Origin of the sequence: Nocardia sp. NPDC059764 (assembly GCF_042732555.1) — a bacterium.
Taxonomy (GTDB): Bacteria; Actinomycetota; Actinomycetes; order Mycobacteriales; family Mycobacteriaceae; genus Nocardia.
This window is the reverse complement of record NZ_JBHWHH010000080.1, coordinates 1-14,925: the sequence shown is the minus strand read 5'-3', so window position 1 is coordinate 14,925 and position 14,925 is coordinate 1. Positions and strand designations below refer to the sequence as shown.

General features: G+C 69.5%; 11 protein-coding genes. 5 read left to right on the top strand and 6 right to left on the bottom strand.

The features are described 5' to 3' along the window. Positions 1–21 precede the first annotated feature (21 nt). The 5 genes from ACFV4K_RS19185 to ACFV4K_RS19165 form a co-directional block, all read right to left on the bottom strand. Positions 22–324: a WXG100 family type VII secretion target gene (locus ACFV4K_RS19185; RefSeq protein ID WP_379276447.1), complete on the bottom strand. Its 303-nt coding sequence runs from the start codon at positions 322–324 to the stop codon at positions 22–24. Between the two features lie 50 nt (positions 325–374). Then, on the bottom strand, positions 375–704 hold the full coding sequence (locus ACFV4K_RS19180) for a WXG100 family type VII secretion target (protein WP_379276446.1): 330 nt from the start codon (positions 702–704) through the stop codon (positions 375–377). 104 nt (positions 705–808) lie between these two features. After that, positions 809–2,017, bottom strand: coding sequence for a hypothetical protein (locus ACFV4K_RS19175; protein ID WP_379276444.1), 1,209 nt, complete (start codon positions 2,015–2,017; stop codon positions 809–811). A gap of 34 nt (positions 2,018–2,051) precedes the next feature. Next, a complete protein-coding gene (locus ACFV4K_RS19170; protein WP_379276443.1) occupies positions 2,052–3,278 on the bottom strand; it encodes a hypothetical protein in 1,227 nt (408 codons plus the stop codon). Between the two features lie 37 nt (positions 3,279–3,315). Next, complete coding sequence (locus ACFV4K_RS19165) at positions 3,316–4,887, bottom strand: serine/threonine-protein kinase (RefSeq protein ID WP_379276441.1); 1,572 nt, start codon at positions 4,885–4,887, stop codon at positions 3,316–3,318. A gap of 283 nt (positions 4,888–5,170) precedes the next feature. Between ACFV4K_RS19165 and ACFV4K_RS19160 the strand changes: the two genes are divergently transcribed. Next, positions 5,171–6,520: an FHA domain-containing protein gene (locus ACFV4K_RS19160; RefSeq protein ID WP_379276439.1), complete on the top strand. Its 1,350-nt coding sequence runs from the start codon at positions 5,171–5,173 to the stop codon at positions 6,518–6,520. Between the two features lie 21 nt (positions 6,521–6,541). Here the strand turns inward: ACFV4K_RS19160 and ACFV4K_RS19155 are convergent, their stop codons facing one another. Next, the gene (locus ACFV4K_RS19155; protein ID WP_379276469.1) at positions 6,542–7,960 is read right to left on the bottom strand and encodes a metallopeptidase; all 1,419 of its coding nucleotides are present in this window, start codon (positions 7,958–7,960) and stop codon (positions 6,542–6,544) included. 169 nt (positions 7,961–8,129) lie between these two features. On the opposite strand from ACFV4K_RS19155, the gene ACFV4K_RS19150 reads away from it, so the two are divergent. The 4 genes from ACFV4K_RS19150 to rpsI all read left to right on the top strand — a co-directional run bounded on the left by ACFV4K_RS19150 (position 8,130) and on the right by rpsI (position 14,689). Next, complete coding sequence (locus ACFV4K_RS19150; RefSeq protein WP_379276437.1) at positions 8,130–10,820, top strand: ATP-binding cassette domain-containing protein; 2,691 nt, start codon at positions 8,130–8,132, stop codon at positions 10,818–10,820. 79 nt (positions 10,821–10,899) lie between these two features. Then, positions 10,900–13,509 (top strand): hypothetical protein, encoded by a 2,610-nt coding sequence (locus ACFV4K_RS19145; RefSeq protein WP_379276435.1) that lies wholly within the window; start codon positions 10,900–10,902, stop codon positions 13,507–13,509. Positions 13,510–13,733: 224 nt separating this feature from the next. Continuing rightward, positions 13,734–14,177, top strand: coding sequence for a 50S ribosomal protein L13 (gene rplM / locus ACFV4K_RS19140; RefSeq protein WP_357088878.1), 444 nt, complete (start codon positions 13,734–13,736; stop codon positions 14,175–14,177). After that, complete coding sequence (gene rpsI / locus ACFV4K_RS19135) at positions 14,174–14,689, top strand: 30S ribosomal protein S9 (protein WP_357088875.1); 516 nt, start codon at positions 14,174–14,176, stop codon at positions 14,687–14,689. The genes rplM and rpsI overlap by 4 nt, the downstream gene beginning before the upstream one ends. The last annotated feature ends 236 nt before the right edge of the window (positions 14,690–14,925 follow it).

The window sequence follows — 14,925 nt, the reverse complement described above, 5'->3', positions numbered from 1 at the left end:
TCTGGAATGCGCTGTGAATTCTCAGAAGAGGCCCGCGAGGGCGGTGTCCTTGGCCTGGAGTTCGGCATTGCCGGTGCGGACCAGGGTGGCCGCGCCGTTGAGGGTGGTGTTGAGCTGGAGGACGTGCTGGTTCCACAGGCGCTGGAGGTCGGCGAACGCGTCGTTGGCGTCACCCTTCCAGTTGTTTCGCACGAACTCCTCCACGGTGCGGTGGAAGGCCTCGAGCTGATCGCGGATGGCTTCCGCGCGGCGGAGGATCGAATTCGCGCCGTCGGCGACGCCTTCGAAATGGGCGGAGATGATCTGGCCGTCGACTGCTGCCATGGTGAACTCCTTTGCCAAGTGTCCGGAAAGAACGAGGGGTGGCCGAGTGGCTAGACAGCCGGGAGGTCGAGGCTCGAGATCTGGGCGTTGACCTTGGATTCGTAATCCTTGTCGTGCTCTTCGTAATTCGAGCCGACTTTGATCAGCGTCTCGGCGGTGTGCATGAGTTTGTCGTTGAGCTTGTCGGCCTGGAAGTAGTAGCGCTGCATGAACGCGTTGAACGCGTCGGCCGCGCCGCCCCGCCAATTCGAGCCGGCGACCATATTGTCCTCGTCGCGCTTCAGATCGGCGATGGAGTGCATGAGCATGTCGTGGGTCTTCTGGAACTCCTGGGCCTTGGCCTGGATGAGCTCATTACTGGCTTCGAATGCACCGGCCACGGTGCCTCCTTCCGATTCGCGGGCGGACGACCTCTTGGTGATTGGACGTCGGTCACGCCCCGCCGGTTCCACCCCGTGCGCAGCTATGCGCAGCGCAACCGCTGCTACCAGGTGCTGTTCGCGAACAATGCGTATTGGGCGGCGGCCCGCTGATGGGCGTCGGCGATCTGATCGGAGTCCACCACGGCGGTGTACTGGCGATAGCTGACCGTGCACCGGAAGCGTTTGGCGCGGGTGAGACTGGAGGCCGGAGCGTCGGTGGATTGTCCGCACTTCCCGTCCGGGAATCCGGCCGGTGCGTCCGCGACGCCCGAATAGCCGTGTTCGAGAACGGCGGTGGCGAGTTGTTTCGCGGCTTGCGCGTCCCGGGTGCGGAAGAGCATGACCGGACCGTCGTAGCTCGCGCCCGCGATCGAGTAACGATCGATTCCGGTGTCGGTGACGACCCGCCGCCAATACGCCTGATCGGCGACCCGATGCAGGAAGCCGCGCGGTTCGGCCACGGCCATCGTCTGGAAATCGGGGAGGAAACTGACGCCGGGGTTGAGGGTGCGCCGCAGCATGTGGTCCGCGTCGAACGGCAGGCGCAGCACGCCTTCCGGCGTCAAGGGCGGCAAGGAATCCAGCAGCGGCACTTGCGCGTCGAGGACCTTCGTGGCGAGCGCGGTCAGCTTCGGCAGCCCCGGATCCTTCACCCCGACATAGGCGTTCACGACGTAACTGCCGTGCGCGATCGTCGATCCGATGCTGGCGACGCCGGGCCGCCAATGCGTGTGGGCGTCGGGGTATTTCGGCAGCGCGACTCGTTCGTTGACGTCCGGGGCCACCGCGAAGTCGGCCTCGTCCAACTCGGTGGCGGCCTTGGCGGCGGTCGCCGCGTCGCGGAACTGGAGGACGGTGACCGTGGTGAAGGAACTGCCCTCCACAGTCTTGCCGGACTTGTCGGGTTGTTTGTCGGTGTGGCCCACCGAGAGCCCGAACATCATCTTGTTCGCGTCGAGCACCGGCGCGGTGACGTCGGCCAGCACCCGGGTGGCGGTCTCGGTACTGGTCATCGACACCACGCCGGTGCCGAAGGTGAAGGCCGGGTCGATATCGGCCCCGTTCACCACGTGGTCGGCCAGGCGTTGCGTCGCCAGCTCGATCGCCAGCCGCATGCGCGGGTTGTACTCGTAGCGCAGGTCCATCGGCAGTGTCGAGTACTTGCCGACATCCAGTGTGCGGATATCGATTTCACCCGGGGTCGCCGTGCCGGTGACGGCCGAACCGCAGCCCGCCACCCCCGCCGCGGTGATCGCGAGCAGAGCGGTCATCCGAAAACGCGAGATCATTCCCGTCCCCTCCCGATCACTTTTCCGCATTGACGAACAGGGCGTATTGCGCCGAGATCCGTTGCTGCGCATCGAGCAACTGGCTCGCCGCCACCTCCCCGGCGAAGCGGCCGTGGGTGACGTAGCAGTAGTAGGCGATCGAGAAGCGCTGCGGGCCGGTGTACTTGCGGCACTGGGCATTCGGCAGGTTCGCGGGGGAGTCGGCGGGCCGGAAGGTGCGCGAGGTGCGGGCGCGCTCGGCCACGATGTCCGCGGCCCCGGCGGCGTCGCGGGCGCGGAAGACGTAGCCGCCGTTGAACGCCACCCGGTCCACGCCCGCCTTCTCGAACAGCGCGGCGTTGTCGTCGCCGGGGAAGATCTGGAGCCCGCCGTGCCGGTCGTAGACGCCGGGGATGCCGCGCTCGGACTGATCGTCGACGACGGTGCGCAGCGTCCGCCCGAGCACGCCGTCCAGATCGACGGGCTGCTCGGTCAGCTGATCCGGCGCGACGGCCGGGAACTTCGCCAGCGCGCCCGGGATCACGTCGATGCCGAGCTGGACCCGCGCCAGCAGCGCGGCCGGGTCGCTGATCTCGGTCTGCGCCATCAGGTCGTCCCACACGTAGCCGTAGATGACGAATCGGCCGGTGGCGTACCAGGATCGGACGGTGGCGTTGAAGTCGTAGGACTTGTCCAGGTAGACGAACGCGTCCGGATACTTGTCCAGGTGCAGGCGCTCGCTGGGGGCGGCGTCGAAATCGGCCTGGCCCAGCGCTTGCGCGGCCGCCTTGGCCGCCGCGTCGTCGGTGAAGATCAGCACCGTGTTCGCGAGCTCGTACGGCAGCCCCGGCGATTTCTCGGAGTTGCCGGTGGTGACGTAGCCGGATAGGAACCCGGGTGCGGCGGCCCGTAGGTCGGCGGCCTTGGCATTGGTGCGGATCTTCATGGCGCTGGAGCCGAAATCGATGAACGGGCGGATCGCGCCGTTCACCGCGGCCGCGGGATATTTGACCGCCGGATTGATCTCCGACGGCAGCGGCAGGTAGTTGGCCAGTCGCTCGGCCTGTACAGCGCGGCCGAGTTCCTTGCTCTCGGCCTTGTCGTACTTCTTGGGCTGGGTGATCAGATTGCCGGTATCGAGCTTGGCCAGGTCGATGACGGGCTCGGCGGGAGCGGTGGGCCCCGGATCCGAGCCGCAGGCGGCGGTCATCACCACCGTGACGGCGAAAGCCGCGGACATGGCTGCGCGCAGGCGATGGCGCATGGGTTCCCCTCCCCAGAGCTGACTGACGCGCAAAACCCTACTTGATCCGGTTGTGCAGGACCGGCACCAGTTTGGTGAGCAGGGTCGGACCGGATTCGGGAGTCCAACTGCGGATCGCCGCGACCGCGGACGCGTCGTCGACCGGCACCACGATGGCGCGGGAGCTGGTGATCTCGCTGGGCAGACCGAGCAGGCCGCCGCCGCCCGCCTTCGCGTCGCTGCGGACCGCGATGACGTACGAGTTGTCGGTCACCTTGAGCGAGCCCCAGCCGGAGGAGGGGCGCGGGGAGGTCTCCCCGGCCGCGGGCTGGTACTGGGCGTTGTAGACGAAGCCCAGGCTCTCCAGGTATTTCGCCTGATCACTGCCGGTGAGGTAGATGCTGTATTTGGTGTTGTAGTCGTCGCCGGTCACGTCGACGAGGGTGACGGACTTGCCCTGGAACGCGGGATTGTCCTTGCGCGCCTGGTCCACCGAACTCGGGACGGTGTTCGCGGCCGGGGTCGCCCCGGCGGAAGTCGTTGCGGCGGAACCGGTCTCACTACCGCCGCTGGCGACGATGCCGATGCCGACGGCCACCGCGGCCGCCACCGTCGCCGCACCGATACCCAGGTAGATCCGGGTCCGATTACGCGGCGGCCGCACCCGCTCCAGCTCGGTGGGCTCCGACGCGGACACCGGTATGCCACTCTGGGTCGCACCGCCCGGGAGCATGCCCGGCGTCGCGATCTGGATCGGATAGGTCGGAGAAGTATTGGTGGACACCGGGTTGTAGCCCGGCACCAGCGCGGCCGTGGCGGCTTCGGTGAACTCGCGGCAGGAATTGAAACGCTCGGCCGGATTCTTCGCCATCGCCCGTGCGAAGACCTGATCCAGCGCGGCGGGCAGATGCGGGTCGACATCGGTGGCGCGCGGCGGCGGCTCGTGCAGGTGGCCCATCATGACCAGCGCCGGTTGCGTTGCGGGATACGGGTTCCGGCCGGTCAGCAGTTTGAAGAAGGAGCAGCCCAGGCTGTAGATGTCGGCGCGGTGGTCCAGCGGCAGCCCGGATAGCTGCTCCGGCGGCGCGTAGGCGATGGTGGCGACGAAGCTGCCGGTCTGGGTGAGCTCGGTGGTGTCCTCGGTGGATTTGGCGACCCCGAAGTCGGCCAGCAGGGCGCGCTCGTCCTCACCGGCGGCGGTGGAGAGCAGGAAGTTGGCGGGCTTCACGTCCCGATGCAGCAGGCCGCGCCGGTGTGCGTAGTCCAGGCCGCGGCCGATCTGGGTGACGATGGACAGCGCCCGCAGCGGCGGAATGGCGGTCGGATCGCGCTTCAGCTCGGCCGAGGCGTCGGTGCCCTCGACATACTGCATGGCGATCCACAGCTGCCCGCTCTCCTCGCCGCGATTGTGCACCGCGACGATGTTCGGGTGGTCCAGGCCCGCAACCACATTGGCTTCGCGTTCGAAGCGTCCGCGGAACTCCTCGTTGCCGGTCAGCTCGGCCGAGAGCACCTTCAACGCGTCCATGCGCGGTAGTTCCGGATGCTTGCCCAGATATACGGTCCCCATGCCACCCGAGCCCAGCACGCGAATGATCCGATAGCCGCCGACGATGGTGCCAGGACTCATCACTGTTCCGCCTCTCCGCGACTGCCGCTCCGCCACTCCGCGCGGCGGGCGGCTGAGAGCCGTCGACCCTCCCACACCCGTGCCGGCGGCCGGGTGCCGAACGAATTGTGGACGTACCCCATGAGTTACCCCGATCGGTACGAGACCAGTGGTCACTCTGGCATACGAGGACTCCGCAGTCGAACGTACAAGGACGGGCGAATGTGGGGTTTCTCGCCGCGACGTAACCTAGGGCTGTGCTGAACGACCTGACCAACGTGTTCTCCGGGGGCCGGTTCCCGTGATGGATCGGCAGGTCGAGGTGGTCGCGGGCGGCCATGCGCTGAGCCGGGTGGCGGGAGCGGTGATCCTGGTCGCGCATCGGGAGCGGGGCGCGATCACGCCCGAATCGCGGGCCGTGACGGCGGTGCGGGCGCTCGGGGACCTGGTCGCCGACGCCACCGATCTGGTCCCGGACGGGCCGGGCCGGCAGATCGCGCGGCAGGCCACCCGCTGGCTCATGAAGGAGGCCGAGCGGATCTCGCCCGGGCAGCCCATCGAATTCGGCATCCTGTCCACCGCCGACACCGGCGGATTGGCCATCTTCCTGCACGGATCGGTGACGGCCGTGCTGGCCGGAACCGCGGTCGAGTACTACCGCGGCAGCGACGCCGCCTTCACCGTGGACCGGGTCGCCGCCCCGCCCGCGCGGGCCGCGGCCCTGTTCATCGACGAACCGCGGCGGCGGGCGCCGGAACTGCCCGAGCGTGGAATCGGCTCGCTGGTGGAGGGAGTCGCGCCCGCGGCGGGCGCGGTGGTGTGGTTCGAGGGCGAACCGGTGGTGTCACGCACCCCGGCGCGTCCGGCGGGGGCCCGGCACCGGGCCGCGGAACCGCCGCCGCCCACGGCCGCCTTCGACGCCGAACGCGACCCCGAACCCGAACCGCCGCCGGTGGACCCGGACCTGATCCCGACCCGCACCTCCAATCGGATTCCCGCGAACCTGGATCCCGCCCCGGCGGACCCGGTCACCGAGGGCATTCCGGCGACGCCGGATCTGCACCACGCGCCCACCGAGATGGGCGGCGCGAGCGAGCTGAGCGGCACCAACCCCGCGCCCAAACCCGACCCGAACCTGCAGCGACGGCTCGAGGCCACCGCCAAGGCGACCGCGCTCACCGCGAAGGTGCTCGGATTCAAATGCGCGCGTGCGCATCCCAGCGATCCGCGGGCCGCCTTCTGCACCGTGTGCGGCATGCCGGTGGATCAGACCCAGCACGTGTCCGAGGTGATCCGGCCGCCGCTGGGCATGCTGGTGCTCGACGACGGCATGACCTTCATGCTGGCGGCCGACGCCGTGGTGGGCCGCGATCCCGAACTGTCCGAACCGGCCCGCGCGGGCCTGCTGCCGCTGCGCATCGACGACAGCTCCGGCGGCATGTCCCGGGCGCACGCCGAGATCCGGCTGGTGAACTGGGATGTCACCATTGTCGACCGCGGCTCCACCAACGGCACCCGGGTGCGCCCGCCCGGATATCGCGATTGGGTTCGGCTGCAACCGAATCAGCCGTTCACCCTGGTGCCGGGCGCGGAGATCATGCTGGGCAACCGGGTGCTGCGGTTGGAGCCGGTCGCGCCGCCGCCCTTCGGGTAGGACGCGAGAACTCCCGCGCCCCTAGGTGTATCGGGAGTAGCAGATCTCCTGATTGGCGCCGAGCACGCCCGCGCGGAAGGCGTCCACCCGGGAGAAGCCGCTGGGCACCGTCTTGCCGTCGGTGTCGCTGGCGGCCAGGCCGTCGGTGAGCAGGCCGGAGACCGCTTCGTCCAGATCGCCCGCGGACAGTGAGATGCCGCCGGACGCCTTGCGGCTCGGGTCGGCCAGTTTCCCGGAGATCACCCCGGACAGGCAGGCCGCGCGCAGACCGGTCTTCGCGCCCTTCAACGGCAGTCCGGCGGCGTGCTGCACGGCGAGGGTGTAGCGGGAGATGAAAACGATGTACGCGGTGAAGTCGCCGGTCACATTGGCGGGCAACGCGTCCTGGTCGTCGGCATTGGAGACGCCGCGGTCGTGCAGCGCGGGCACGTCGGTGCCGATCCGATTGGTGGCCGGGCAGTAGGTGACCGGCACGGTGTCGGCGCCGTTGCGGCAGTTCAGCTTCGCGGTGTCGTAGCCGTATTCGGGCTCGTCGCGCACCGGCATGATGGTCGCCATCGCCTTGGCCAGCTCCTGCAGGCTGGATTGGGTCACCTCGGACTGGCCGTGATTGGCGTCGTTGCCGAGGGTCTGCGGCAGACCGCCGCGGCGGCGGTCGATCTCGTTCTGGTCGATGGCCTTACAGCCCTTGGCGCCGTCGGTGAACCCGATCTGCACGGCCGTCACCCGCTCGAACGCCGAACCGTGCACGCTCTGCGGATCGTCGGGATCGGCGTCGCGGAAGGCGACGGTCGCGGCCAGCACCGCGTTCAAACCGCCGGAGGTGTTGATCGTGAAGTGCGGGGCCTTGCCCTCGGCCACATTCCGGATGAACGCGCCCGCGAAGCAATCCGCCTGCTGCTCCTTCACGATGGTCGGGGTGCGGCGGCCGACCAGTTTGGCCATCTCCTGAATGGCGTGCCCGTACTCGTGGGCCAGCACCATGACCACCGACATCTTCCCGAACTCGTCGGCCACCGCGGGCAGCAGCACCCCGCGATCCCAGCCCACCGAACCGTCCAGCCGGCAGTAGGCGGCGTTCACGAGCCGGTAGCTGGTCTCGCCGCAGAACTGGCCGGCCTGCGAGCGCGGCGTCTTGGCGTTCCAGGAGATGAAATGATCCACCGGGGTGAAGGCGCCGCCGAACTCGCGCGGAAACTCGCCCTGCCAATAGGTCTGGATGTCGTCGAGCGCGTTGAGCACCAGCTTGTCGATACTGCCGCCGTCGGAGTTCTCCGCGGTGAGCGTCGAATCCGGGGCCCCGGAGCGGGGGCCGCTGGGACCGCCGGTGGTGGGCAGACCGGCCACCCTGAACGGGTCGTCGTAGATCGATACGGCCCGGCCGTGAACATTTCGTGTACATCCGGACAAGAGCGCGACCGCCACGACCACTACGCCCAGCGTCACGAATACACGGCGAATCCCCGTGGACCGGCGCGTGCGCACCACCTCCCCCCGGCCTCTCCCCACGTGTTCTCCCTCGCCAACCGATGCCGATCGTGTCCCGGAATCGGACGGACGGCCGAGAAGCGCGACGCCGGACTCCGGGGGCTTCAATTATCATCCCACCATGTCTTCACCGGGGGCGCAGCAGATCACCGTGCGTCATGATGGAACCGAACGGGTCTTCGACGCGACTCAGCAGATCACGATGGGCCGGGCGCCGGAGGTGACGCTGTTCGTCGACAGTCCACTGGTCTCCCGCGTGCACGCGATCCTCAGCCACGAGGCCGGATCGTGGATGCTCAGCGACAACGGCAGCACCAACGGCGTTTTCGTGGACGCCCGCCGGCTGACCACGCCGCTGGTGATCAACCGGCCCACCCAGGTGCGGCTCGGCGACGCCATCAGCGGCCCGCTGCTGCATCTGCTGCCGCAGCCCGCGCGCGGCGGCGGTGGCGCGCCGCAACCGCAACCGCAGCAGCGGCCCGCGCCGCAGAACCGGCCGCCGTCCCGGCCGCAGCCGCAGGTGCCGCAGATCGGGCAGCCGCAGCAGGCGCAACAGCCGTTCGCACAGCGCCCGCCGGTGCAGCAGCGACCGCAGCAGGCCTGGCAGCCGCCGAACCTGGCCCAGCCCAACCAGAATCAGTGGAATCCGAACCGGCCGGTATCGGGTCCGCAGCATCAGCAGCCGAATCCGGTGCCGCAGCGGCCGACTCCGCCCGTCGGCAACGCGGCCACGCCGAATGTGGTGCGCCCGCCGGTCAACCAGCCGCCGCAGGGCGGCGATCCCATCAACATGACCACCAAGGCGGACACCTCGGCGCTGCCGCCGATCCGCGCGCGGGCCTCCACCGCGGCCATCGCGCGCGCCGACCGGATCCCGCGCAACGGTCTGCACATCGGTCGTACCAGCGACAACGAGATCGTGGTCAACGATCCGATGGCCTCGCGCAAACACGCGCGCCTGGTGCCCGATCGCGAGGGCCTCGCCATCGAGGACCTCAACTCCGCCAACGGCACCTTCGTCAACGGCCGCCGCGAACAGCGCGCGCTGCTGCGCGAACGCGACATCGTCACCATCGGTAACGTCGACTTCGTCGTGCAGGAAGGCACACTCGTGCACCGGCAGCGGCCGGTCGCCGAACAGGGTCTGCACGTGCACGGCGTCTCGTTCACCGTCGAGGGCAACAAGCAGCTGCTCGTGGACGTGAACATGCAGGCCGGGCGCGGATCGCTGACAGCGCTCATCGGGCCCTCCGGCGCGGGCAAGTCCACGCTGTCGAAACTCATTGCGGGAACCACGCTTCCGTCCGCGGGCGTGGTCACCTTCGAGGGCCGCAATCTGCATGCCGAATACGAGGCGCTGCGCTCCCGCATCGGCATGGTGCCGCAGGACGACGTGCTGCACCGGCAGCTCACCGTCAAGCAGGCGCTCAACTTCGCCGCCCAGCTGCGACTGCCCCCGGACACCAGCAAGGCCGACCGCAAGCAGGTGATCGCCGATGTGCTGAAGGAGCTTTCGCTCACCCAGCACGCCGACACCCGCGTGGACCGGCTCTCCGGCGGTCAGCGCAAGCGCGCCTCGGTGGCCATGGAGCTGCTCACCGGCCCCTCGCTGCTCATCCTCGACGAGCCCACCTCCGGCCTGGACCCGGCGCTGGACCGCCAGGTCATGACCATGCTGCGGGAACTGGCCGACGCCGGGCGCACCGTCATCGTGGTCACCCACTCGGTGGCCTGCCTGGACATGTGCGACCAGGTGCTGCTGCTCGCGCCCGGCGGCAAGACCGCCTTCTGCGGGCACCCGGGCACCGTCGGGCACGTCATGGGCACCAGCGACTGGGCCGAGATCTTCGGCCGCGTCGACGCCGACCCGGACCTGGCCTTCGCGAATTTCCGCTCCCGCCAGGCCTTCGCGGAACCGCCCGCGCCGGTCAAACCGGTGGAGCGGGCCAAGGCGCCGAAATCCAGTGCCGTCAAACAGTTCTCGACCCTGGCGCGGCGGCAGTCGCGGCTCATCTTCGCCGACCGCGGGTATCTGGCGTTCCTGTGCGTGCTGCCGTTCGTGCTCGGCGCGCTGTCGCTGGTGGTCAAGGGCTCGAGCGGATTCAAATCCGTCGGGTTCACCCAGCTGCCCAACGGCGACTTCGTACCCGCCAGCAATGGCGAGGCGCAACAGCTACTCGTGGTGCTGATCCTCGGCGCCTGCTTCATGGGCGCCACGCTCACCGTGCGTGACCTGGTCGGGGAGCGGCCGATCTACTATCGGGAACGCGCGGTCGGATTGCGTTCGGGCGCATACCTGATGTCGAAGATCGTGATCTTCAGTCTGGCGGCGCTGCTGCAGTCCGCGGTGATGATCGGCATCGTGCTGGCGTTCAAGCCCGCGCCCGGGACCGGGCTGGTGCTGTCCTCGGGCACGCTCGAGCTGTATCTCGACGTCGCGCTGACCGCGGTGTCGTGTGTGGTGCTCGGCCTGGTGCTGTCCTCGCTGGCCAAGTCCAACGAGCAGGTGATGCCGCTGCTGGTGGTCGTCATCATGGCGCAGTTGGTGCTGTCCAGCGGCATGATCTCGGTGGCCGGCCAGACCGTGCTGGAGCAGCTGTCGTGGCTGTTCCCGTCGCGCTGGGGCTACGGCGCGGGCGCGTCGACGATCAACCTGCCCTCGATGTCGTCCATGCCGGAGGCGCAGAAGGACTTCCTGTGGAAGCACACCGTCGGGACCTGGGCCATGGACATCGGCGTCCTCGTCGGGATCACCGTGCTGCTGTCGCTGTTCACCTGGTCGCGTCTGCGCTTGAAGAAGCTGTCGGCGTGAGCGGGACCACACCCTGGCCGGGGTGCGAAGTAGTGATTCGGTCGCGCGCTCAACGGAGCGAGCAGGCAGACTGATGGCTGTGACAGCGCGAGTTGGGGCAGTGCATCTCGGCTGGGACGTGGTGTCGGTGGCCGCCGGTGGCGGCGGGTCGCCCATCCGCCCGGTCCAGGTAGAGGGCTCGTACACCCCTCCCGCCTACCTGTTGGCGGACTCGTCCGGCCGGTTGCACACCGCGGGCGTGGACCGGCGGCCCGACGTCGGCATCGCCATCTCCGACGTCCGCGACATCATCGGCCACCCGCAGATCGTGGTGGCCGGGGCGACCTGGCCCGCCGAACTGGTGTTCCGGGCGCGCATGCACAACCCGCTGGCCTCGGTCATCGAGCACCTCGGTACGACGCCGGACGTGCTCGCGCTGCCCTTCCCCGACGAATGGCCCGACCCCCAGGTCGACGAGTTCGTGCGGTTGGTGGAACAGCTCGGCGTGCCCGCCGAACCGCTGCCCGAATCGGTGGCGCTGTCGGGGTACGTGCGCGCGCTCGGACTGGTGCGGTCGCCCGGCCGCGGGCCCGCCGTCGGTGCGGTCGGCGTGTATTCCGACGGGCGTGAATGCCTGGTGGTCGCGGTCCACGGCAATGACGACCAGCCCACCGAATCGGTCAGCGTCGCCATCACCGCCGAGGCGCTGCACGAGGCGCACGCCGCCGACAATGTGGTCATCGAGGTGATGGCCGCGGCGCGGGCCATCAATGCCGATACCTCCACGGTGCTGCTCACGGGCAATGTCTGTTTCAACGACGCGTTGCGGTTGGCGTTCCAGAACCACCTGGGCCATCGGTTCCAGGTGGCCGATCATCCGATGCACGCGCTCGTGCTCGGCGCGACCCACCTGCTGGTCGCCGACAGTGAGGGCGACCCCGCCTACGACCGGCCCCAGCCCGCGGCCCAAGGCCCGGGTCAGCAGCCGGGCGGAGCGGCCGCGCGTCCGATCGAGCAGGGACCGCGCCATGTGCCCGGCGGGGCCGCCGCGGATCAGCCCTTGCAGCGGCAGCCCGAACCGCTGGCTCAGCAGCCGGAAATGATTCCCCGGCACAAGGATTCACCGATCCCCGTGCCGGAGTCGGGTGCGCAACGACCGGGTTCCCAGCCCGCCGCCCCGTTGTCGATCGCCGAAGCCACGCCCGACGCCGCCGACCACGCGAGCGTCGACTCCGACAGCCGAACCCGCCGCCTGACCGTGGAGGAGGCCGCCGCGCAGGGGCCGAGCTCACCGGGATCGGGTGGGCAGCCGGTGGTCGATCCGGCCGCCGCCGGACTCACGCGGCGGATCACCGGACAGGAGGCCGCACCACAGGGCGGCGCGCTGGGCAATACCGGGCCCGGCGGCATCACCCAGCGGGTGACGGCCGAGGAGCTCGCGCAGCTCGCCGCGCAGGATCGGTCCGCCGCCGGCGCCGGATCCTCGTCGAGTGGTGAAGCGGGCCAGGCGATTCCGCGCCGCGCCGACGGCCCGTCCACCGGGTCGCAGCCCGTGGTCGGCGGGCGCGGGACGCTGCCGCCCGGACTCGAAGGCGTGGGCGGCCGGTTCATGCGGCCGCCGGGCTCGCCCGCCGACGATCAGATGACGACGGTGTTCGGCCGAGGTGACCAGGACGCCGCAGGATCGGGCCGGCCGGGCGTATCAGGGTCGGGGCAGCAGGGCTACCCGGCCGCCGCGCAGGCCGACGGCGGGTACGGGCCCGGTTCCGCAGGCGTGCAACAGGGTTCGGCGGGGGCCTACGGTACCGGCGGACAGGGGCAGCAGGGCGGTTACGGTCAAGGCCAGGGCGGCGCATTCGGACCGGCTGGTCCGACCACCGGCGGCTATCCGCAGCAGGGCGGCTCGGCGGGTCAATTCGGTCCCGGCACAGGCGGTCCGGGCTCGGCGGGCGGTTACGGCGCGGGCTACGGTTCGGCGAACGCTCCGGGCTCGGAGGGTTCGGCGCAGGGCGGCTACGGTCCCGCCGGCGCGCAGCCGGGCCAGGGCGGGCAGTACGGCGGCCAGCAGGGCGCTGCCGGGCAGTACGGCCAGGGCGGATACGGCTCAGGCGGTTACGGTGGCCAGGGTGGCTACGGCGGCGGCGGTTACCCGGCGGGTCCCTATGGGGCCGAGGGGGATACGTCCGGTTCGGGTCGCGGGAGTTTTGCTGGATCCGGCGGAAACACTCCTGGTCAGCCCGGCGGGATGTACGGTGGGTCGATGTCGTCGGGGGTGCGTGGGTCGAATCCGCAAACGCCGGAAGATACCGCTGGGCAGTCGGATTCGGACTCTGAATCCGGCTCCGAGGGCGATCGCAAGCAGCGCAAGGGCAAGCTGTGGAACAAGATGCGCAAGCCGTTCGGCGCGCCCATCATCGTCGGCGCGGCGGCCCTGTCGCTCCTGGGCGCGCACTCGGATCAGCGCCAGGACCCCTCGGCCGGATCCCCGGCGCCCGTCGGCGGGATGACCCGGGCCACCGATATCGAGCTGTCTCCGGTCGGTGAGAGCTGCGCGGTGACCCCGTTCGTCTCGGGGCTGCCCGGCTCCGGCGTCGCCACCATCGGCGACCCGCACAAGACGGACTGCGTGCGGTCCGGCATCGACACGCTCCGCTACACGCTGCCCGGCCCGGTGCGCGGGGTCGACCCCGGCCCGCCGTTGCACATCTGACCGCCGGCCGGGCGCATCCGGCGGTGGCGGGGCGCATCGGGCCGGTGGCAGAGGTGCCGGGGACCGATTCGAAGGTCCGCGGACCCCGCTGGTATGGTTGCTCGTTGGTGTGCGGTACGGCCGGGTTTCCGGCTGTCACACGAGCCCCGGGTCTCCACCGGCCGCCGGGATTGAGCTCGATCGCGCACTTGGCTGGCAAAACCTACGACAGACAGGGATGCACTGTGCCTACGTACAGCCCCAAGGGCGGTGACGTGACCCGCAAGTGGTACGTCATCGACGCCACTGACGTAGTGCTCGGCCGTCTTTCCGTGCAGGCTGCGAACATCCTGCGTGGCAAGAACAAGCCGACCTACGCCCCGAACGTCGATGGTGGCGACTTCGTCATCATCATCAACGCCGACAAGGTCGCCATCTCTGGCAACAAGCGGCAGGACAAGGTCCTCTACACCCACTCCGGTCACCCGGGTGGTCTGAAGGGCCGTACCGTGGGCCAGATCCTGGACACCCGCCCCGACCGTCTGGTCGAGCGCGCCGTCAAGGGCATGATCCCGAAGAACAAGCTGGGCAACAAGATCATCGGCAAGCTGAAGGTCTACGCGGGCCCGAACCACCCGCACGCCGCCCAGCAGCCCATCCCCTTCGAGATCAAGCAGGTGGCCCAGTGACCGCTCCTGAGGAATTCAACGACGACTACGTCGTCGAGGACACCGCCGTGGAGGTCGTCGAGGAGGGTGACGGTTACGAGGCCGAGGCCGAGTACACCGAGACCTTCTCCGCCCCGGTCGCCATGGACCGTCCGGTCCAGACCGTCGGCCGCCGCAAGGAGGCCGTGGTCCGCGTGCGCCTGGTGCCGGGTTCCGGCAACTTCGTGCTGAACGGCCGCACCATCGAGGATTACTTCCCGAACAAGGTGCACCAGCAGCTGGTGAAGTCCCCGCTCGTCACCGTCGAGCGCGTCGAGACCTTCGACATCTACGCCCGCCTCGTCGGCGGCGGCCCGTCGGGTCAGGCCGGCGCCCTGCGCCTCGCCATCGCCCGCGCGCTGATCGAGGTCACCCCGGACGACCGTCCCGCCCTCAAGCGTGCCGGCTTCCTGACCCGTGACCCGCGTGCCACCGAGCGTAAGAAGTACGGCCTCAAGAAGGCCCGTAAGGCGCCTCAGTACTCGAAGCGCTGATATTGCGCCGTCAGGCTCTACCGTGCCCGGCCCCGTGGGGACCGGGCACGGTACGGTCTACACGGCAACCTGTGCGAGAGCAGGCTCCCCACAACGGTTTACGCAACCGTTGCCACCTCTTTCCTGGACGCACTCCGCCGCGGAACGCGGCGGAGTGCGAGAGTCCCGGAGAGGGCGGGAAGGCTCGGCGCGAGCTGTCGCCACCGGCCGGGGGGGGGGGGGTGGTGATGGGACCC